This is a genomic window from Pseudomonas sp. H1_D04 (assembly GCF_054683855.1).
The window spans coordinates 5,006,861-5,027,484 of the sequence record NZ_CP162826.1 but is presented as its reverse complement, the minus strand read 5'-3'; the positions used below and the strand labels follow the sequence as shown (position 1 = coordinate 5,027,484).

General features: G+C 57.7%; 19 protein-coding genes and 2 pseudogenes. 13 read left to right on the top strand and 8 right to left on the bottom strand.

Annotated features, from left to right (window positions below; translation table 11 throughout):
- Window positions 1–253 precede the first annotated feature (253 nt).
- The 4 genes from AB4N82_RS23225 to AB4N82_RS23210 all read right to left on the bottom strand — a co-directional run bounded on the left by AB4N82_RS23225 (window position 254) and on the right by AB4N82_RS23210 (window position 3,115).
- Entirely contained in the window at window positions 254–685 is a 432-nt protein-coding gene (locus tag AB4N82_RS23225; RefSeq protein ID WP_032885277.1) for a bleomycin resistance protein, read from the bottom strand.
- 174 nt (window positions 686–859) lie between these two features.
- Complete coding sequence (locus tag AB4N82_RS23220) at window positions 860–1,315, bottom strand: VOC family protein (RefSeq protein WP_339481517.1); 456 nt, start codon at window positions 1,313–1,315, stop codon at window positions 860–862.
- A gap of 318 nt (window positions 1,316–1,633) precedes the next feature.
- Window positions 1,634–2,389: a bestrophin-like domain gene (locus AB4N82_RS23215; protein WP_095184640.1), complete on the bottom strand. Its 756-nt coding sequence runs from the start codon at window positions 2,387–2,389 to the stop codon at window positions 1,634–1,636.
- Window positions 2,390–2,632: 243 nt separating this feature from the next.
- Window positions 2,633–3,115 (bottom strand): GNAT family N-acetyltransferase, encoded by a 483-nt coding sequence (locus AB4N82_RS23210; protein ID WP_099602349.1) that lies wholly within the window; start codon window positions 3,113–3,115, stop codon window positions 2,633–2,635.
- 397 nt (window positions 3,116–3,512) lie between these two features.
- On the opposite strand from AB4N82_RS23210, the gene AB4N82_RS23205 reads away from it, so the two are divergent.
- The 3 genes from AB4N82_RS23205 to AB4N82_RS23195 all read left to right on the top strand — a co-directional run bounded on the left by AB4N82_RS23205 (window position 3,513) and on the right by AB4N82_RS23195 (window position 6,744).
- On the top strand, window positions 3,513–4,025 hold the full coding sequence (locus tag AB4N82_RS23205) for a hypothetical protein (RefSeq protein WP_163034961.1): 513 nt from the start codon (window positions 3,513–3,515) through the stop codon (window positions 4,023–4,025).
- Between the two features lie 322 nt (window positions 4,026–4,347).
- Window positions 4,348–5,283, top strand: coding sequence for an EamA family transporter (locus AB4N82_RS23200; RefSeq protein WP_122757567.1), 936 nt, complete (start codon window positions 4,348–4,350; stop codon window positions 5,281–5,283).
- Window positions 5,284–5,406: 123 nt separating this feature from the next.
- Window positions 5,407–6,744 (top strand): MFS transporter, encoded by a 1,338-nt coding sequence (locus AB4N82_RS23195; RefSeq protein WP_032885283.1) that lies wholly within the window; start codon window positions 5,407–5,409, stop codon window positions 6,742–6,744.
- Between the two features lie 121 nt (window positions 6,745–6,865).
- Here the strand turns inward: AB4N82_RS23195 and AB4N82_RS23190 are convergent, their stop codons facing one another.
- Window positions 6,866–7,609: a class I SAM-dependent DNA methyltransferase gene (locus tag AB4N82_RS23190; protein WP_163034960.1), complete on the bottom strand. Its 744-nt coding sequence runs from the start codon at window positions 7,607–7,609 to the stop codon at window positions 6,866–6,868.
- Window positions 7,610–7,712: 103 nt separating this feature from the next.
- On the opposite strand from AB4N82_RS23190, the gene AB4N82_RS23185 reads away from it, so the two are divergent.
- The 7 genes from AB4N82_RS23185 to AB4N82_RS23155 all read left to right on the top strand — a co-directional run bounded on the left by AB4N82_RS23185 (window position 7,713) and on the right by AB4N82_RS23155 (window position 13,372).
- The gene (locus tag AB4N82_RS23185) at window positions 7,713–8,066 is read left to right on the top strand and encodes a VOC family protein (protein WP_032885286.1); all 354 of its coding nucleotides are present in this window, start codon (window positions 7,713–7,715) and stop codon (window positions 8,064–8,066) included.
- 489 nt (window positions 8,067–8,555) lie between these two features.
- Window positions 8,556–8,720: a hypothetical protein gene (locus AB4N82_RS23180; RefSeq protein ID WP_163034959.1), complete on the top strand. Its 165-nt coding sequence runs from the start codon at window positions 8,556–8,558 to the stop codon at window positions 8,718–8,720.
- Between the two features lie 27 nt (window positions 8,721–8,747).
- Window positions 8,748–9,380, top strand: a complete 633-nt coding sequence (locus tag AB4N82_RS23175) for a hypothetical protein (RefSeq protein ID WP_122765229.1) — start codon at window positions 8,748–8,750, stop codon at window positions 9,378–9,380.
- Window positions 9,381–9,522: 142 nt separating this feature from the next.
- Window positions 9,523–10,041, top strand: coding sequence for an SUKH-4 family immunity protein (locus AB4N82_RS23170; protein ID WP_122765230.1), 519 nt, complete (start codon window positions 9,523–9,525; stop codon window positions 10,039–10,041).
- A 139-nt stretch (window positions 10,042–10,180) separates the two neighbouring features.
- Window positions 10,181–10,660, top strand: a complete 480-nt coding sequence (locus AB4N82_RS23165) for a VOC family protein (protein WP_095184631.1) — start codon at window positions 10,181–10,183, stop codon at window positions 10,658–10,660.
- 172 nt (window positions 10,661–10,832) lie between these two features.
- Complete coding sequence (locus tag AB4N82_RS23160; protein WP_122753483.1) at window positions 10,833–12,209, top strand: pyridoxal-phosphate dependent enzyme; 1,377 nt, start codon at window positions 10,833–10,835, stop codon at window positions 12,207–12,209.
- A complete protein-coding gene (locus AB4N82_RS23155; RefSeq protein WP_122681096.1) occupies window positions 12,206–13,372 on the top strand; it encodes a cystathionine gamma-synthase in 1,167 nt (388 codons plus the stop codon). The genes AB4N82_RS23160 and AB4N82_RS23155 overlap by 4 nt, the downstream gene beginning before the upstream one ends.
- Window positions 13,373–13,496: 124 nt before the next feature.
- On the opposite strand, the gene AB4N82_RS23150 is transcribed toward AB4N82_RS23155, so the two are convergent.
- Window positions 13,497–15,695 (bottom strand): OsmC domain/YcaO domain-containing protein, encoded by a 2,199-nt coding sequence (locus tag AB4N82_RS23150; protein WP_032885296.1) that lies wholly within the window; start codon window positions 15,693–15,695, stop codon window positions 13,497–13,499.
- 163 nt (window positions 15,696–15,858) lie between these two features.
- Here AB4N82_RS23150 and AB4N82_RS23145 point away from each other — a divergent pair.
- From AB4N82_RS23145 to AB4N82_RS23135, 3 genes and pseudogenes are all read left to right on the top strand, one after another.
- Window positions 15,859–16,128, top strand: a pseudogene (locus AB4N82_RS23145) (PAS domain-containing protein); the annotation flags it as partial.
- A gap of 351 nt (window positions 16,129–16,479) precedes the next feature.
- Window positions 16,480–17,424, top strand: a pseudogene (locus tag AB4N82_RS23140) (methyl-accepting chemotaxis protein); the annotation flags it as partial.
- A 319-nt stretch (window positions 17,425–17,743) separates the two neighbouring features.
- The gene (locus AB4N82_RS23135) at window positions 17,744–18,259 is read left to right on the top strand and encodes a hypothetical protein (RefSeq protein WP_095184627.1); all 516 of its coding nucleotides are present in this window, start codon (window positions 17,744–17,746) and stop codon (window positions 18,257–18,259) included.
- 117 nt (window positions 18,260–18,376) lie between these two features.
- Here the strand turns inward: AB4N82_RS23135 and AB4N82_RS23130 are convergent, their stop codons facing one another.
- Both AB4N82_RS23130 and AB4N82_RS23125 read right to left on the bottom strand, forming a co-directional pair.
- Window positions 18,377–19,780 carry an XAC2610-related protein gene (locus AB4N82_RS23130; protein WP_122765231.1) on the bottom strand — a complete coding sequence of 468 codons (1,404 nt, stop codon included), beginning with the start codon at window positions 19,778–19,780 and terminating at the stop codon, window positions 18,377–18,379.
- Window positions 19,781–19,865: 85 nt separating this feature from the next.
- The gene (locus AB4N82_RS23125) at window positions 19,866–20,594 is read right to left on the bottom strand and encodes a hypothetical protein (RefSeq protein WP_122753487.1); all 729 of its coding nucleotides are present in this window, start codon (window positions 20,592–20,594) and stop codon (window positions 19,866–19,868) included.
- Window positions 20,595–20,624: the final 30 nt, after the last annotated feature.

Genomic DNA, 20,624 nt, shown 5'->3' with positions numbered 1-20,624 from the left:
AAAAGTGCATTTGAATCACTGCTGCCAGAGGATTAGTGGTTTTATGGTGAAATCTGGCTCCAAGGCTGTAACCGTCCGGGCAACACTCCTTCCTAACAACGTCACTTGATCCTCAATTGGGTTTCATTACGTCGCCTTAGTCCTAGCTGAAAGCGGTTGAAACTCAATCAAGCGAATGGCCGCTAATGGCCGATGACTGCCAGTCGCCACCGGCAGCTATCGACCCAAAGCTGACGGTCGGCTTGGCTTAGGTTCAGATTGAGCAAGCCGGTCTCTCACCCAACCGCTCTACCAACCTTACGAGATAACCATCGGGATCCTGGACGATGAATTCGCGCTGACCTACTTCTATTTTGTCAGCCCGATACCATGTGTCTTTGCATTCTCGATAAAGTGGAAATCCAGCCTGAACAAGTTTTTGGATGATGGGTGCCACAGCCTCAACATCAATCTGTAGGTTGATGCCTCTTCCAAACGGTTTGGTCAATGGCGCAGTCAGCCATTGACCCGCGTCCGGATCAATCTGCTCAAGCATTACTTGAGCACCATTCAAATCAAGGTACGCAAATCCGTCATCCGAACGTTGATAAGCTACTTTGAACCCCAGAAGAGAAACCCAAAAAGCCAGGCTGCTATCCAGGTTGGTGACCATTAACTCCGGAACCAGTTTGTTACGTTCGAACATGAGATGACTTCCATTTCAAAATGCTTGTTTTTGTGAGCGGGCAGGTTCTGCACCTACGGCTTCGCTGCCAGGGCGGGATCGTGGTGCGCATGATGATGCACGCTTGGGTGGGAGTTATCGAGTCGCTTTGAGTGGCAGCTTCTGGCCGCAAGCAGACCTTCATCGCCGCATAACTCAGGAAAATGCATCCTCTACAAATGCCTCTAACGCCTTGTCTTCCAGGATTTCGATGGAGAAGTGCCCAAAGCGCTTGGGCAACCAGATAATGCGTGTCCCCGATGGGGATTGCAGGTTCGCGCGGGCCAATGGCTTTCCGTTTTCGTCTTGTGGCTGAACACCGGCGACCATCAGTTCGTCGTAGGTCTTCTCGATGTCCGGCGTCGAATAGCAGTGGCGATAAATCATCCCTTCTCCGGCGGAGTCTAATAGCTCCCTCAGATTCCCCGCCAATGGCTGTACCAACATGAAACGCTCTTGACCGATCAGCGCTATCGCGTAGCGCACATGCAGGCCACCTCGTTCCCAAACGAGCGTTTTGGATATCCTGGCATTAAGTATCTGTGCGTAGTAAGCACAGGCTTCTTCGAGATTATTGACCAATACATCTACGTGACTGAACTTCAGATCCATTGCAGCCTCCCTGTTGAACCGGCGTCAATGTTGAGCCGGAGACCCTCAAAATTCCATGGACTTCATGAGTCCATATTGTCGGTGTAGCAATGCGCCAATTCGGCGATAAACCCGCGTTCAAACTGAGGTAAGCGAGGAGCTGTCCATCGCTTGATGGCGAACAAAAGTGACTGCCCGCGTATGGCCGAAATCCGTCGTTCATAAGGCGCGGCTTCCGACCCAAAGCTGCCGCTCGCGAAATGCAACGATCGGCCAAAAGCAGACATCGATATATCCCGCTCCGAGGCCACTACTCAAAACGCTGCCCGTCATGCTCCCCTATAGCTGCATTACGGCGAGCGCCCTGCGCAGGGGTTCGTCGGATATTTGGATAGGACCGTGAAATGGCACGTCCATGTCCAACACAAGGTATACGGAAGCCGCAATAAGCAATGACGAGACGATGAACATTCCTATCACCATCGAATTACGGGGTGCGCGGTATCCAAAACTAGCGAAAATGAGCGTCAACCAAGCAACAAGCATCCCAATAAGGGGGCCAGGAATCGCTCCCTCCGACTGCTCGACGATCCTCCAGCGTTGCTCGATGAGCGAATGATATTGCTGACGAATATCCTGAAGCATCGTTTCGTGGTAGCGGTCCGGGGGCTTGATAACAGCCAATGACTTGCCTATGTCATCCAGGTATTTAGCCGCCTCGCTGTTTCGATGCTGCAGCGCTTCGTCTCCTCGATAAGGGGTCTCGATAGCGCGCTCAAGATAGGTGATCAGACGATTGCGCGTGTCTTGTGCCGCATCGCCATAGCCCCGCAGTGTCCGATCAAAAATGATCATGCTGGTTGCGTACCCATGGAAGTTTGCATCAATGGACTCGAAGGTGTTTTTGGCAGAATTAATCATCAAGCCAAAGACCAGCGATGTCATAACCACAAAAATATTGGCGACTAGACGAATTACGGTGTTGGTGTCGTCATCCCTGTGGTGGGATGCCAGTCTTGGGTACCAAAACATCATGAGAAGCGAGGAAGCAACCAGGCACCCAAAAATGGCCAATGCGATCCAGAGAGCGTTCATACATCAGGGCCCTGATCAATTTGCGTCAAGTCTTGAAGGATAGACCATTGGGTGTTTTCAGAACTCTGCTCGGCAGTTACTGCGTTTACCGTCCAGAAATGACTTCAGTATTGGTTTGAACACCGGCGGTGATTATCAGTCGGTATTGGTCTAGCTCTGCCCATCATGAAAGGCAGCAGATCACGAGCGTCTGCTTATGGTCCAGAGTGTGTCAAAGCGCACGTCGAGGTGCATCGCATCCAGCTAGCAATCTGGGCCGATCGCCGGAACACTCTGTCGAATATAGTAATTGTCGAACTCACTGCTTCCGATGAATTGGAAGCCATGGCGGATATAAAAGCGATTCGAAGCGCTTTCTTTGAGAGCACCCACTTTAATAGGGAGCGCAGCCGCATCCGCCTCTTTGAAAATCTGAGTGAGAACAGCAGACCCTACCCCTGATCCTTGCGCGCTCGGTCTCACATACAAGTGGTCGAGCAAGAGTTCATTGTGTTGATGCTTGATCACGACGAAACCAACCCTCTCTCCAGACGCCTCGATGTAGCGTGTGTTGCGAGCCTCAAAGCCGCTAAGAAACCGCTCGCGCGCGCGGACTGGATCAAATCGACCAACACGCTCCAGACTTTCGCGCATGGCCTCAATTCGAATGGCTACAAGATTATCCAAGTCGCTCTGTTGAGCCAGGACCAAAATGATTGGGGAATTCTGATTGGGTGCGACGGGCATATTTTGTGCTCCAACTTTTATCCTGGGGAGCCATTGAAGCGGCCCAGATACCGTAGACAAATTTGAGAGTCCACTTCTGGACCAGAGTGTGTAAATCCGCTTAGCCAAAATTGAAGTGTGCGCATCTACGTTAAATCCGAAATTTATCGGCACATCAGCAGATGTGAATTTCGCACAAAAGCGCGATTTTCAGCCCAGTTTTGAGTGCCTATCGCGTAGAAAAACGTTTTTACACAGCCTCGGCCAAGAGCAACCGTTGCGCCTATTCAATAAACCAAGGGCGATTCACCTTTATTTCAAACCGGGTCAGGTATCTGTCCTTCTCACTTACTGCTTGACCCATTCTGATTCATCAGGCTAGTTGAGGCCGCCCTTTACCGACCTTGATAAGGAAATTATGAAGCCTCTCTACCTGTGTTCACTTCTGCTGCTTGCAGGCTGCGCCCCAGCGCCGAAATACCTTGTGCCTGCGGGGGCGCCTCAGGCGCTTATCCGTAGCGAGTTGGTGTCGATGGAGAATTATCGAAACAGCGTGTCCCTGGTCGAGGCGCCTCCAATGGCCTGCAAATACGGCAGAACCGTGGCGATTGCGCAGGGAGGGCAGTTGGTTTCCGTTTATAAGAACGTATCGACGCCGGAGGGCTTCTTTCCGATTGAAGCCGGCAAGCCGCTGCACTTGGTGATGCGCGGTGCGGCCAATGCCAATCGCTCGTGCAGCATAGCGTTTGTCAGCGAATTTGCGCCCGGCGCGCGTTACGTGATCAAAGGAGGAATTGTCGACAGCCCGGGCGCGCTGAGCGGTTGTCACATTGACATATTCAATGTCGATTCGGGCGCGCGCGTCCCCATGGCCGATGAGCCGAAAATGGACCGAAATTGTGCGTTGGACCGATTAGCTACGCTCCAGTGAGACATTGCACCTCTGCACTGCGCGACCGCTTGCCAGAACCCGAACGATATTAAACGGGCCTCATGGTCGCGCATGGCGAATTACACTATAGGCCCTCAATAGTCATACGACCTCTCCTGCTCAGCCCTGTCTATCTCTACCTCAACGCAATCACCTAAACAATCTTGTTAAGCCCATAAGAAACATAGCCCGCAGTCATCCCACAAAAAACCTCCCTTGCCCATTCGCCCCAAACACGCTACAAATCCGCCACAACGTTGTACGACAACCTAAAAATAATTTGCCATCCTCGACGATGGAAGCCACTGCCCGAGCCCTTATCATGACGCCCCCTGCCCCCAATCTTTTCCCCCGCCACATCGCCGTGTTGATCCTGCTCTGCATGGGCTGCGCCTTCGCCGGCAACCACATCGCCGCTCGCGTGGCCTTCGACGACGGCGCCGGTGTTCTCCTCGCTATTCTGCTGCGCTCCGGCGGTACGTTGTTGGTGCTGGGCGCGCTGGTACTCTGGCAACGGCAAAGCCTGCGCCTGCCTTCGGGTGCATGGCGCTGGCAGTTACTGCTGGGCCTGCTCATCACCGCGCAAAGCCTGTGCCTCTATTCCGCCGTAGCCCGCGTACCGGTAGCGCTGGCGTTGCTGGTGGCCAACGTTTTCCCGATTTTGCTGGCGCTGCTGACCTGGGCACTAGGCGGCCCACGTCCGACGGCGCGCACCGCCTTGCTGATGGGTTTGATTCTGGTGGGTCTGGTGTTCGTGCTGGACGTGCCCACTCGCCTTTCAGCCGACGCCGACATCGGCCCGCAATGGCTGCTCGGCGTCACCCTCGCCTTCTGCGCCGCCTTTGTATTCGCTTGCGCGCTGTGGATCACCGATCACAAGTTGTCCCAGGTACGGGGTTCGGTGCGCAGTCTGCTGACAATCTTCATTGTGTTCAGCAGCGTCAACCTTGCGGGCTGGAGTGGCGCCCTTGCCGACGGCCTGAACCCACCGGCCAGTCTGACCGGTTGGCTGGCGCTGGCCACGTTGGTTGTGCTCTACGGCACCGGTTTTATCGTGCTGTTCATGTCGGTGCCGCGCCTGGATATGCCGCGAAATGCGCCGGTGATGAACATTGAGCCGCTGGCGACGTTGCTGATGGGCTGGCTCGTGCTCGATCAGATGCTCAGCGCCGGTCAGGTGACTGGCGGCGTCATCGTGGTGACAGGAATTGTGCTGCTGACGTATCGCACGTCCGCCCAGCGATCCGCCAAGGCCTGAAGCGAGCCTCTAGCCCTTGCAGAAAGTCGCTGCTGACTACGCGGAGGACTCTTTTGAACCCCGCCGTCTGGCCTCCGCCTCGGATAATCAGGCATCCCCCTGCGCATTCCGAGGCCTTCCCTTATGACGAGCTCATCCACCGAACAGGTCAGCCCCCAAACCCTGCGAAAGGTCATCATCGCCGCCGGCATCGGTAACTTCGTCGAGTGGTTCGACTTCGCCGTCTATGGCTTTCTTGCCACCACCATCGCGCAACAATTCTTCCCCAGTGGCGATGCCAGCGCAGCACTGCTCAAGACCTTCGCAGTGTTTGCCGTGGCCTTCGCCTTTCGGCCGTTGGGCGGGATTTTCTTTGGCATGCTCGGCGACCGCATCGGCCGCAAGCGTACCCTGGCCATGACGATTTTGCTGATGGCCGGTGCGACCACCTTGATCGGCCTGCTGCCCACTTATGCCGCCATCGGCGTGACAGCGCCGATTCTGTTGTCGCTGATTCGCTGCGCCCAAGGCTTCTCCGCCGGGGGCGAATATGCCGGTGCCTGCGCCTATCTGATGGAGCACGCGCCGAGCAACAAACGCGCCTGGTACGGCAGCTTCGTGCCGGTGTCGACGTTCTCCGCGTTCGCCGCTGCCGCAGTGGTGGCCTACGCCCTTGAGGCGTCGCTGTCCGCCGAGGCGATGGGCAGTTGGGGCTGGCGCCTGCCGTTCCTGATCGCCGCACCGCTGGGTCTGGTCGGGCTGTATCTGCGCTGGAAACTGGATGAGACACCCGCCTTCCAGGCCGTGAAGCAGGAACACGCGGTCGCCCACTCTCCGCTCAAGGAAACCTTGCGCAACCATGGTGCGGCGATTTGCTGCCTGGGCGCGTTTGTGTCGCTGACGGCGCTCTCGTTTTATATGTTCACCACCTACTTCGCGACATACCTGCAGGTGGCAGGTGGGCTGAGTCGGGCGGCGGCGTTGCTGGTGTCGTTGATCGCGCTGATTTTCGCCGCGGCCATCTGCCCGCTGGCGGGGCTGTATTCGGATAGGGTGGGGCGTCGGGTCACGGTAATGACCGCCTGTGTGTTGCTGATGGTGGTGGTGTATCCGTCGTTCCTGATGGCCAGTTCAGGTTCGTTCGCGGCCTCGATCGTGGGGGTGATGCTGCTCGCGGTAGGTGCGGTGTTATGTGGGGTGGTCACGGCGGCGTTGCTGTCGGAGACCTTCCCGACTCGGACGCGGTATACCGCCTCGGCAATCACTTACAACATGGCCTATACGATCTTCGGGGGTACCGCGCCGCTGATGGCGACATGGTTGATCAGCACCACCGGCAGCAACCTGTCACCCGCGTTTTATCTGATAGCCGTAGCGTTGCTGGCGCTGGCAGGCGGGTTGGCGTTGCCGGAGACATCGAGGATCTCCCTGCATGACGTGGGCGCTGAGGAAAAAGGCTCAGCGGCGGTGCTCTCGCGTTAGTGCTACATGACGTAATGCCCACGAATGCGGTGGGTCAGGTAAGAATACTTCGCCTGTACCGCCGCCTTCGAAGCCTCGCTAAAGCTCGACATCTCCCACAGGAAACTGGGTAAAGCAGGTATCAGCGCTTCACGCAGACAAACAAAGCATTCCCGCTCGTGCCCTCCCAGGACGTGATGCATTCGTAGTCATGCTCGAAGATGTGCACCTCGAACTGTGGCGTCAACAACTGCTGCAACTCGGTGAAACTGAAGGCGACCATCGGGTGTTCGTCCTGCCAAGCCTCAGTCACACCCGCGGTGGTCTTCTCGATACTCAGGCGCAGCGCCTGCTGCTCGCCCTCCTCGCTGTAGTGCCAGCCGGAACCGAAGGTGAAGTGGCTGCCTTCAAACTCAACGCTATGGCGTACCAGCAAACGGTTGTCGATGTGCAGCTTGTCCACCGCGTTGAAACAGAACACGCCATTTTCAGCGAGTGCCTCGTGCACGCTGGTCAGGCACATGCGCAGTTTGGCCAGGCTGGCGTTGTAATGGGTCGAGTAGAGAAAGCAGGTGATCAGATCTTGCACGTCGTCCACCTGGAAACCCGCCATGTCCTGGCGGCTGAACCGCGCCTCCGGGCAGCGCAGTTGGGCGAGGTCCAGCATCGGTTGGCTGATGTCCAGGCCGGCGCTGTGGTAGCCAAAGTCGAGGAAATGACGCACATGGGGCCCGGTGCCGCAGGCCAGGTCCAAGTGCCGACGCCCGTTATTGCCGAACAGTTGGTGCAACCGGCGAACGCTGTGACTCTGTGCGCGATAGTCGATGTCGGCGCACATCAGGTCGTAGTAGATGGAAAGATCGGTGTACAGCGCGTTGGAGGACATAGGTAGCCAGAGCGGTCGGCGGGAATTTCGCGGCGGCATGGTAACTCAGTCCGTCGTCAGAACCGTTACACTCGCGCCTCAATCATCCGCCAAGGAGGCAACCATGAGCGTTCGTGGTCAAGACCGTCAGATCGACAACATAGAATTCAACGTGGGCGACATCCACCGCAGCAAAGCCTTCTACGGCGCCGTTTTCGGCTGGACATTCGTGGACTACGGGCCCACCTACACCGAGTTCAGCGATGGGCGGCTGACGGGCGGGTTCACCACGGGAGAACCCGTTCGGCCAGGGGGGCCGTTGGTGATTTTGTTTGCGAATGACCTCGAAGGGGCGCACCAACGAATCACGGCGGCAGGCGCTGTGATAAGCCGCGAGACGTTTGCGTTCCCCGGTGGGCGCAGGTTCCACTTCATTGATCCGGATGGTTATGAACTGGCGGTTTGGTCGGATCAGTGAGTGATCGCTGCACCACGAGTGCAGGCCACGCAGTTTAAGTGGCCCGCATCGCACCCCCACGTCACGCCCAGACCGAGCACGCAGGTGTCCTTGATCGCCGATGGGCCGTTACTGCCGAAGCTGGTTTTGCCAGCAACATCCGCCACGTAGTTGACCACCGAACGCAGCTATTCCTCGCGCAACTCATGGCGCCAGGTCAGTGCGCTGCGGGTTTGGTCTCGTAGTGGTGCTGCACAGCGCCTGCGGACAGGTTCAGATACCGGGCGTTGGCGGTGTGGGTCGCGACGGACGGTTGTTGCGACCCGGCATCGCCTTTATGCTCACGCAGCAAATTACCGGCGGCGTGCCCGCTCAGAGCGAGAGCACGATTAAAAAAGCACGACAACGCCGCTTATGCGGCGTGAAATTTGAGCTGGAGTCCGTTGTTACGGCGTAAACGGCTACAAAAAGTGATGTTCAAGGAAATCAAATAAAACTCAAGGAAGTCAAATGAGCACATGGTTCAGTAACATCCAGCTTGGCTTTGATATGGCAACAAGCTTGACAATTGTAGGTGCGGCAATCACTTGCACTATTCAACAGAAGACACAAGCCGAAGCTGAAAAGGTTCGCGGAATTAATCAACGCGCAACATCAGCAGACCTATTTAAATAAAATAAAAATCATACTTCAGGTCAATTCATGAAAAATCTTTTGATTGCATCTATCTTATTTGGCTCCGCGCTTTCCTTGAAGGTATTTGCGGGCGGGCTGGAAGTCGAGCACAAACTAATCGAGCAGCGCTGGTACTCTTTCAATGACATCATAGAAAAGAGAAAGAAATATAGCAGGGTAGATATTTCGCGAGGGTATATCGAATATTACTTCGAGGGTGATGAATACACCGCCAAATACCCAGAAGAAAAGTTGTCGCCACGTGCAAAATTCTATTCCAATCATGGGACCGTTGGAACCTATGCGGCTGCTGATTATGAGACCGAGCTAGACAAAGCGTGCGTAGATGTTGTCTCAGGCTCTCTAGGAACATTTAAAGGCAGCTATGAAAACTCTAAAAGACCTGATAGGCAACACTATAAGCGCATGGTTGTTGGCATCAGGTCCCTAACATACAAAGGCCCTGAGTATAACTTCAAGAGCCCTTCATCTTGGTCGCCTGTGAAGTTACCCAAGGACAAAAGAAGTCTTCTGTGTGAAATTTATGAAGTCAAGAGTGACGCGAGCGATCTGAAATACATTGTTTATGCTGCTTCAGTGGCAACCGCTATGTATGACGAAATTCATACGGCGCCACTGCCAGATAAGTCGAGTAACTAAAACTCCTCGCACTCATGCTGCGGCAACCATTGCTGCGGCATTAGCTGGATTAACCTTGAGGCTGTGAACGGGTTCTACCCCAGGCCCTGCAGTGTTTCTATGTCAGCATCCCGCCCCCCTTCACATAACGCGGCGAACGACTATGACCGACTTCGACTTCAAAACACATTTCATCTCGGTACTGCCACCCGACCCGCCCGGCCTGGACCTCGGCTTTGACGAATTCATCACCTTCAACCCCACTGACCTGGCCACCCTCCCCGCGCCAGACGCGGAATTCCTCCTCAAGCACAGCCTGCCGCGCGACGCCGCGCCCTTTCTGAGTTTCGAGGCCTACAGCCAAGCCGAAGCACAACGCAGATTGGCAATATTCGGCATCGCCAACCACTATTACCCTTTGGGTCACACCGGCTCCGGGGACGTCATCGCGCTTGATCGACACAGTGGGACGATTGTCTATTTCAATCACGACGCCCATCACGCGCGCGTACTCATCAATACCTCGCTGCCCCAGTTCGCCCGCAGCTTGTGCGTGTTCCAGGCACATCTGCGAGACAACACGATGGCGCGCTGTTTACCCGAGATCCAATGCATCGATCCTGCCGCCGCCGTGCCGGGCACGATGTGGGCGGATGAGGTCAGCGCAGAACTCAACGGGTAGAAGTGAACGCTGATGACCCACCACGAATTGGCCGACCTGTATCGAGCCTATAACGCCGACCTCAACCGTCTCGACTTGATAAAGCCGCCATTGAAACGCAGCTAAACTCCACAGACCCTTGACTGCGTGGAGACTGCTCATGACCCACAAAAACACCCTCTGCCTCTGGTACAACGGGAGCGCCGAAGAGGCGGCCAAGTTCTACGCCAACACCTTTCCCGACAGTGCGGTGAACGCCGTGCATCGTGCACCAGCGGATTACCCGTCCGGCAAGCGGGGCGACGTCTTGACCGTCGAATTCACGGTACTCGGCATCCCCTGCATCGGCCTGAACGGCGGCCCGATCTTTCCCCACACCGAGGCGTTTTCCTTCCAAGTGGCCACCGATGACCAAGCCGAAACCGACCGGTACTGGAACGCAATCATCGACAACGGCGGCCAGCCGAGCGCCTGCGGCTGGTGCAAGGACAAGTGGGGCCTGTCGTGGCAGATCTCGCCGCGCGTGTTGACGGAGGCGGTGACTAACCCTGATCCAGCCATCGCCAAGCGCGCGTTCGAGGCGATGATGACCATGACCAAAATCGACATTGCGGCGATTGAGGCAGCGATAAAGGGCTGAGGCGGCAACTGGCGAGGCTATCCAGGGCTTCAATGCGCTCCGCCTGGCAGCGTCAGGCGCAATTGTCGCGTCGGCCCATGCGCCAAAAAAGACAGCGAGCCGACGGCCCGGTTGCGACTCACCCAATACCGACCTAGTGTTTCATGTCTCCTCTGCGCACCCAGGTGACGCCATGCCTACACTCTCACGCCCCGCCGTACTCGAACTGATCGGCAACACGCCGTTGGTACGGGTCAGCCGTTTCGATACCGGCCCCTGCACGCTGTTCCTCAAGCTGGAATCCCAAAACCCCGGCGGTTCCATCAAGGACCGCATCGGCCTGGCCATGATCGACGCCGCCGAGCGTGACGGCCGCCTGCGTCCCGGCGGCACCATCATCGAGGCCACCGCGGGCAACACCGGCCTGGGTCTGGCGCTGGTGGGCAGGGCCAAGGGTTATCGGGTGGTGCTGGTGGTACCCGACAAAATGTCCACGGAGAAAGTGCTGCACCTTAAGGCCATGGGCGCCGAGGTGCATATCACCCGCTCCGATGTGGGCAAGGGCCACCCCGAGTATTACCAGGACATGGCTGCGCGCCTGGCCCAGGAGATTCCCGGCTCATTCTTCGCCGACCAGTTCAACAACCCGGCCAATCCCCAGGCTCACGAGACCAGCACCGCGCCGGAGATCTGGGCGCAAACCCAGCATGACCTGGATGCCATTGTGGTCGGCGTCGGTTCGGCAGGCACACTCACCGGCCTGACCCGATTCTTCAAGCGCGTGCAACCGGAGCTGGAAATGGTACTGGCCGATCCGGTGGGTTCGGTAATGGCTGAATACAGCCGCAGCGGCCAGTTGATAACACCCGGCTCGTGGGCCGTGGAAGGCATTGGCGAGGACTTCATCCCGTCGATTGCCGACCTGTCCAGCGTGCGCCACGCCTATTCCATCAGCGATGAAGAGAGCTTCGACCACGCGCGCCAACTGCTCAAGGCCGAGGGCATTCTCGGCGGGTCCTCCACCGGCACCCTGCTCGCCGCTGCCTTGCGCTATTGCCGCGAACAAACCACGCCCAAGCGCGTGGTTAGCTTTGTGTGCGACACCGGCACGCGCTATCTGTCGAAGGTCTACAACGACCAGTGGATGACCGACGCGGGGTTGCTGCATTACAAACACTACGGTGACCTGCGCGACCTGATCGCCCGCCGCTTCGAAGACGGCCGCGTGATCAGCGTGAGCCCCGACGACACCCTGCTCACCGCCTTCCAGCGCATGCGTCTGGCCGACGTGTCGCAACTGCCGGTGTTGGTCAACGGCCGCGAACTGGTGGGCGTGATCGACGAATCCGACATCCTGCTGGGCCTGCACCACGATGCCGCGCACTTCACGATGATCGTCGCCAGCGCCATGACCGACAACCTGCAAACCCTGTCCCCCAGCGCCAGCCTGGCCGAATTGCAAACTGAACTGGATCGCGGCTTGGTCGCCATCATTGCCGATGCAGGAGGCTTTTATGGCCTGATCACCCGCGTCGACCTGCTCAACCACCTGCGGAGATCCCTTGCATGAGCCAGCCTGATAAAAGTGCGTTTGCCACCCGTGTGATCCACGCCGGGCAGTTCCCAGACCCAACCACTGGCGCGCTGATGCCGCCGATCTACGCCAACTCCACCTACCTGCAAGACAGCCCCGGCGTGCACAAGGGCTTCGACTACGGCCGCTCCCACAACCCCACGCGGTTTGCTCTGGAGCGTTGCGTGGCCGACCTTGAAGGCGGTAGCCAGGCGTTTGCCTTTGCATCCGGGCTCGCGGCGATTTCCACGGTGCTGGAGCTGCTGGATGCGGGCGCCCATATCGTTTCCGGTAACGACCTCTATGGCGGCACCTTTCGGCTGTTCGACAAGGTGCGCCAACGCAGCGCCGGGCATCGTTTCAGCTTTGTCGATTTGAGTGATGTAACGGCGTTTGAAGCATCCTTGCAGGACGATACTCGCATGGTCTGGGTCGAAACCCCGAGCAACCCGCTGCTCAGCCTCACCGACTTGGCCGCCATCGCAGGTATCTGCCGCAATCGCGGGATCATCTGCGTGGCTGACAACACCTTCGCCAGCCCCTGGATCCAGCGCCCGCTGGAGCTGGGCGTGGATGTAGTGGTGCACTCCACCACTAAATACCTCAACGGCCATTCCGATGTGATCGGCGGTATCGCCATTGTCGGTGACAACCCCGAATTGGCTGATCGCCTGGGTTTCCTGCAGAACTCAGTGGGCGCCATCGCCGGGCCCTTCGACGCGTTCCTGACCCTGCGCGGCGTGAAAACGTTGGCCCTGCGCATGGAGCGTCATTGCAGCAACGCGCTGGACCTGGCCACCTGGCTGGAGCAACAACCGCAAGTGGCGCGGGTCTATTACCCAGGCCTGGCATCCCACCCGCAGCACGAACTGGCACGCCGGCAAATGCGCGGGTTTGGTGGGATGATTTCAGTGGATTTGAACAGCGACCTGGCGGGCGCCACCCGCTTTCTGGAACACGTGAACATCTTCGCCCTGGCCGAAAGCCTGGGAGGTGTGGAAAGCCTGATCGAACATCCGGCGATCATGACCCATGCCAGCATCCCGGCGGCGACGCGGGCGCAGCTGGGGATTGGCGACGGGTTGGTGCGGTTGTCGGTGGGGGTTGAGGATGTGGAGGATCTACGAGCGGACCTGGCGCAAGCCTTGGCCCGTATATAACCCCCCCAAAAAACAAAGATCAAACGTGGGAGGGGGCTTGCTCCCGATAGCGGCGTGTCAGGCACTGAATATTTGTCTGAACCACCGCCATCGGGAGCAAGCCCCCTCCCACATTGGGTATGCGTTACACCTGGACGATGTTGGCACGCGCTGAATGCAGCTTCTTGTAGCTGTCAATCAAACGCAAATGCCGGTCCAAGCCTTCCAGCTTGATGCTGGTCGGCGTCAACCCATAGAACCGCACACTGCCATCGACCGAGCCGATCACCGCATCCATTCGCTCATTACCAAACATGCGGCGGAAGTTGGCTTCGTAATCCGCCAAGTCCAAGTCGTCGTCCAGTTCCATCTCCAGCACACCGTTCAACGCCTGGTAGAACAGGCCGCGCTCGGCGGTGTTGTCGTTGTACTGCAGGAACATCTCCACGCACTCCTTGGCCTCTTCATATTGCTGCAAGGCCAGGAAAATCAGCAGCTTCAACTCCAGGATGGTCAGTTGGCCCCATACCGTGTTGTCGTCGAACTCGATGCCGATCAAGGTGGTGATGTCGGTGTAATCGTCCAGCTCGCTTTCGATCAGGCGCTCGACCAATGCCTGCAATTCTTCCGTGTCCAGGCGATGCAGGTTGAGAATATCCTCGCGGAAGAACAGCGCTTTGTTGGTGTTGTCCCAGATCAGGTCGTCCACCGGGTAGATTTCCGAGTAATCCGGCACCAGGATGCGGCAAGCGGTGGCGCCGAGGTGCTCGTACACCGCCATATAGGCTTCTTTGCCCATGCCTTCCAGGATGCCGAACAAGGTCGCAGCCTCTTGGACGTTGGAGTCTTCGCCTTCACCGGAGAAGTCCCACTCGACAAACTCGTAGTCCGACTGCGCGCTGAAGAATCGCCACGACACCACACCGCTGGAGTCGATGAAGTGCTCGACGAAGTTGTTCGGCTCCGTCACCGCCTGGCCTTCGAAGGTCGGCTGCGGCAAGTCGTTCAAACCCTCGAAACTGCGGCCTTGCAGTAATTCGGTGAGGCTGCGCTCCAGCGCCACTTCCAGGCTCGGGTGGGCACCGAAGGAGGCGAATACCCCGCCGGTGCGCGGGTTCATCAGGGTCACACACATCACCGGGAATTCGCCGCCCAGGGATGCATCCTTGACCAGCACCGGGAAGCCCTGGGCTTCCAGGCCTTCGATGCCCGCCACAATGCTTGGGTATTTGGCGAGCACCTCAGCCGGCACGTCCGGCAGGGCAAATTCACCTTCGATGATTTCACGCTTGACCGCGCGCTCGAAAATCTCCGAAAGGCACTGAACCTGGGCTTCAGCCAGGGTGTTGCCCGCGCTCATGCCGTTGCTGAGGTAGAGGTTTTCGATCAGGTTGGACGGGAAGTACACCACCTCGCCATCGGACTGGCGCACGAACGGCAGCGAAACAATGCCGCGCGCTTCGTTGCCGGAGTTGGTGTCGAACAGATGCGAACCGCGCAGCTCGCCTTCGCGGTCGTAAACCTTGCGGCAATAAGCGTCGAGGATTTCAGTCGGCAGCTCGTCGTTGGGGCCTGGCTGGAACCAACGCTCGTCCGGGTAATGCACGAACGGCGCGTTGGCCAGTTCTTCACCCCAGAATTGGTCGTTGTAGAAGAAGTTGCAGTTGAGCCGCTCGATGAATTCGCCCAATGCCGACGCCAGCGCGCCCTCTTTGGTCGCGCCCTTGCCGTTGGTGAAACACATTGGCGAGTGCGCATCGCGGATATGCAGCGACCACACGTTGGGCACGATATTGCGCCACGAGGCGATCTCGATCTTCATGCCCAGGCCGGCAAGGATCCCGGACATGTTGGCGATGGTCTGTTCCAGCGGCAGGTCCTTGCCCGCGATGTAGGTGCCCTGCTCCGACAGGCTGCTGGGCATCAACAAGGCCTGGGCGTCGGCGTCGAGATTTTCCACCTCTTCGATCACAAATTCGGGACCGGCCTGCACCACTTTTTTCACCGTGCAACGGTCGATGGAGCGCAGGATGCCCTGGCGGTCCTTATCGGAGATATCCGCGGGCAACTCGACCTGGATCTTGAAGATCTGGTTATAGCGGTTTTCCGGGTCGACGATGTTGTTCTGGGACAGGCGGATATTGTCGGTGGGGATGTTGCGGGTCTGGCAGTACAGCTTCACAAAGTACGCCGCGCACAGCGCCGACGATGCCAGGAAGTAGTCGAAGGGCCCCGGTGCCGAACCATCGCCCTTATAGCGAATAGGTTGGTCGGCAATCACCGTGAAGTCATCGAACTTGGCTTCAAGCCGGAGGTTGTCGAGAAAGTTGACCTTGATTTCCATGGGGGCACACCAGAATTACGGGCTAAACAAAAATGGCCGCCATTATGAGGTTTTTAATCGATAAGTTTCAGGCTTTTGACCAATGGCTGGCGAAATAGCCGATGTGAATTAATCTTCTGCACGTTGGCGCCGATGCACTGTGTGCAACCAGGGAGTAGCCGGAATGCGCAACAACCAGCCAGTAACACAACGTGAGATTTCACTCGCGCCTTCGCAAAAACTTATCTCCGCCACCGATATTCACGGGGGCATCACTTACTGCAACGACGCCTTTGTCGAAATCAGCGGTTTTGAACGGGCCGATCTGATCGGCGCGCCGCAGAACATCGTGCGTCACCCCGATGTCCCACCGGCCGTGTTTGCCCATATGTGGCGTGCGCTCAAGCAAGGCCTGCCGTGGATGGGCATCGTCAAGAACCGCTCGAAAAACGGCGACCATTACTGGGTTAACGCCTACGTCACACCGATCTTCCACGGCCGCGAAGTCGTTGGCTTTGAATCGGTGAGGGTCAAGCCCAGCGCCGATGAAATCCGCCGGGCGCAGGTGCTGTATCGCCGCCTCAGCCAAGGCAAATCCAGCGCGCTAATCAAGGACACTTGGCTGCCCGCGGCGTTGAGTGCCGTTCCGTACGTGGCCACCGGTATCGCCGGCAGCATTGCCGGACTTTTCCTCAGTGCACCGATCGCCATTGCGGTGGCCGTGGCCGTTGCCGTGCCGGTGGGTATGCTCTGCTCACGCGTACGCCAAGGCAGCACCTTGCGCCTGCTGGCGGGTGTCGAGCCCTCGACGTCGGATGCCTTGATTGCCCAGATGTACAGCGACGCCAGCGGCCCCCAGGCACGCCTGGAAACCGCGTTCCTCAGCCAAAACTCGCGCCTGAAAACCTGCCTCACACGCTTGCAGGACAGTGCCGAACAACTCAGCGCCCTGGCCGGGCAATCGGATCAGTTGGCCACCGCCAGCTCCAAAGGCCTGGATCGCCAACGCGTTGAAACCGAGCAGGTCTCGGCGGCCGTCAACCAGATGGCTGCGACCACTCAGGAAGTCGCCAGCCATGTGCAGCGCACCGCCGACGCCACCCAGCAGGCCAACGTGCTGACCGGACGTGGCCGTGAAGTCGCGCGTGATACCCGCCTGGCCATTGAGCGCTTGTCCGCCGTCGTGGGCGAAACCGGCACCACCGTGGCGCAGTTGGCCAAGGACAGTGACGAAATCGGCAGCGTGGTGGACGTGATCAAAGGCATCGCCGATCAAACCAACCTGCTCGCCCTCAACGCCGCCATCGAAGCGGCCCGCGCCGGTGAGCAAGGCCGCGGGTTTGCCGTGGTGGCCGATGAAGTGCGCCAACTCGCGCAGCGTACCTCCCAATCCACCACTCAAATCCATGCGCTGATCACTCAGTTGCAGGCATCGTCCAACAATGCCGTGCAAAGCATGGAAAACGGCCAACGCCAGGCGCAGGAAGGCGTAGCCTGGGTGCTGGAAGCAGACCAGGCGTTGGTCGGCATCAGCGAAGCGGTGTCTCATATCACCGAAATGACCACCCAGATCGCCGCCGCCACTGAGGAACAAAGCGCGGTCGCCGAGGAGATCAGCCGCAACATCACCACTATCGCGGAGCTGGCTGACCAGACGTCGATACAAGCCCATCAATCCACCGACCTTAGCAAGCAGCTGACCAATACGGCGGCCACTCAATATGCGTTGGTAGAACGCTTTAACCGCTGATCAGCCGCTGCATGGCGCCAGTCATTGAGCCTGGCGGGCGCCATGCCGCAGTTTTTTTTTCGACGAATCCGCCGTCATGACCTAACCTTGCAAAACGCCTCGATGGCTTGAGCCATCGGTTGCTGAAATCATGGATGAGAGAAGGACAAGCCGTAACGCAAACGGGTGATCGTCCCAATGTCGTAGCACAGTCCCAAGCCGTTGTGCGCAAGGCGCAACCTGATGTATTCCCGCGTTCCTCCCCTGCATTACCTATCCGCATTATGGCTTTGGCCCGGGCGAGTTTTCATTTCGACTTTCTCTTCTAAAGGATGAACCCATGAGCGACTCAATCAGCCCCTCCAAGGACGACAAACCTTTCGAACCCAAGGGCGGGCCGCTGCCCCCTCGCAGCGGCAGCCAGGCTTTACCAGAAAACAAGTGGTACTACCTCAAGCTTCAATACGTCGATGACAACGGCAAGGTGCAGGATAGTTTTGCCTATTTCGTAGGCAACCAGGCCAGCTGGAGCTTTTGGGACTACATCAGCGCAACGCCGTCCAACGGCGACAAAGCCAAGTTCAAAAATGTCTCCAGCGACGGCAACCGCATGCAGCTTCAGCTTCAGGACGGCAACTACCTGTCCTGCCGCGCGGCGCCGCGCCTCTGGCTTTATCGGTCAACGCAGGGGTACTCCGTGCGCTGGGAGATTACCGGTGGGCAGTTGTTCACCGATTACCACGACGGGCCGGTGGGCACCTCCCATGAACGGATCGCGGTTCCAGACGCCTATTACATGCGCGTCGGGGATGGAACGCCGCTCATAAACTGCGAATGGGTTGAAGCCACCGACTGACCCGCGCGCACGGCAAGGCCGCTCGCTTGTCGGGCGGCACTGCTTTAGGTTGTTCGCTGGGTAGTTTCCGGCATTCAAATCACCCATCGATGTTAAGCGGCTGGCTCAGCATCTGCGCTATTGCTTGCGATACATCCCCGTGAAGTAATCCGGAAAGTCCGGCGCCGAGTTGTGGTTGATCACCGCAAAACCCTTCACCAGTTGAATGTGATACGGGCCGGCGCGCCGGGTCGCCAACGGCTCGCGCACGATAATCAGGTTCTCGGTTTCCATCGGCACGCTGTGGTGCGCGCTGACGATGACCTTGTCGGTACCGGTTTCCTTGAGCGTTACGGTGAACTCCGCCACTTCACGGCCCTGGGCATCGCGGTCGGGGAGGATCTTCAGGTCCAGGTCGCCGTCACGGTCGAGGAAGTCGTTGCGCATCTGGTAGTGACCGTCACGCTGATCGCGGGCAACGTCACCGAGTTTCTTGTACTCAGGCTCACGGTCCTCGCGATGCAGTTGGATTTGCAACTCCGGCTTGTCACCCTGGGCGCCACTGACCCACGTGCCGGAGTAAGCATAGGGCTCGACGGTTTCCCGAGTGATGCGCCAGATGCCGGTTTGATGACCATCGTCGGCATATTCGTGCAGATAGACAAACGACTGCTCGCCGTATTCACCCAACTCGCCTACCAGCTTGATCGGCTTGCCGCTGCCGCTTTTGGTGTAGCGCAATTCACCAATCAACACCGCGCCCTGTTGCTGGTACCAGAGTTGCACCGGGATCTTGCCGTTGAGGGTGCCGGCCAGGAACTCAGGATCCTCATTGACCGGCCCTTCGAGCCTTGGGGTTTCCAGCCACTGGCCGTCCTTCCACTCACCGGTGGTGCGCAGCATGTAGCCGCTGGGCATGCTGTTGTTGGCGTCATCGTCCGTCGCAGGCACTTGGGCCTGGGTGTACGCGCTGAGTCTCACCAACTCACCGTCGCGCATCTGATAGCGGCTGGCGCGGGTCCAGCAGCAACCCTGGTCGGTCTGCGAATGGATAACGCCGTCCTTGGGATTGACTGAGAACATACCGCCGGAGGTTTCGTTCGCAAGATCGGTCAGGGGGCCGTTGAGCACCCACTGCGTCTTGTGCGGGTCTTGCAGGTACACATCGTAACTGGACTGGAAGTCTTTATCCGCGCCGGTGCCATTGCGGATCGCCAAGTCCTGGCGGCCATCCTGATTGATGTCGGCAAAGTAGACCACGCCGTTCTCGCCCATCAAACGCCAGTCGACGGTTTTACCATTCTGGTCCAGCGGCACCTGGGCGTCCGGAGTCTGCAATTGCTGGAGGATTTCGAGGGTAGTTACGTCGCGTATCGTGATCAGGGCTCGCGCCAGGTACTGCAAGTCCTGCGGCACCTGCGGGAACAACACTTCGACCAGGTATTTGCCGCTCGGGTCATTGACCGAGAACGAACGAGGCTCGGCCATGGCCGGGGCCGCCAGGGTCATGGAGAGGAGCACAGCGCTGACGAGCGAACGCATTCAAAGCATCCTTGCTGAAATTCGGGGGCGGCAGTGTAGCGGTTTCGCTGGCGGCTATGTGACGTACCCCACGAGCGAAGGGAACCTAAAGCATTTCATCGCAGCGTTTAGCGTGCCGTTCGAGGGCGAAATCCACCAACGCATCTGCAATACCGCCATGCTGTACCCACACAGCTTCCCCCTTATTGACCTTACTGCGCAGCTTGTTCAAGTTGATGCTTTTCTGCCCACGTAATTGCTCTCGGTCAAGAATGTAGAAGCTCCAGTTATCGAGTTCCAACACCGATTTCACCAACGCCTGCTTATTGAGCTTGAACCGCGCTTTCTCCCTCGGCAGTGCACGAGATGGATTGGGGTTCCACTTATCATGAAGACGCTCGTTCTCCTGACACTTTTTATTATCCAATGCCAGATAAGCGAAGATGTAAAAGTCTGACCAATGCTCAGCGGGCAGCGGACTATTGGAGACACAATCGAATCCTTCAGCGAAGGAGGTATCGAACACCTGAGATTTGCTATAGGAGTCTTTCGATTTAACTTGAATAGTGAATTTTTCATCATTCATGAAAAACACGAGGTCATGAACATCGCCTTCCATCTTGGTTGAAAAATGCGATGTGGGTACCTGGAAATCGGGGCTAGGCATGTTGAACAGCGCCCGGTACACCAAAAACTCTGCCAGATAACCTCGTAGCAGGGGGTTATCCAATGCTGAAAAGCCCCAGCCCCAGAAAGCCGTTAGAAACCCAGGCTCTATGGGTCTCCCCGATTGAGTCAACGCTTCTGTTCCAGTCAACGGATCGAGTAGATTCATATTTCTAACTGCACTCTTCACGCGAAAGTT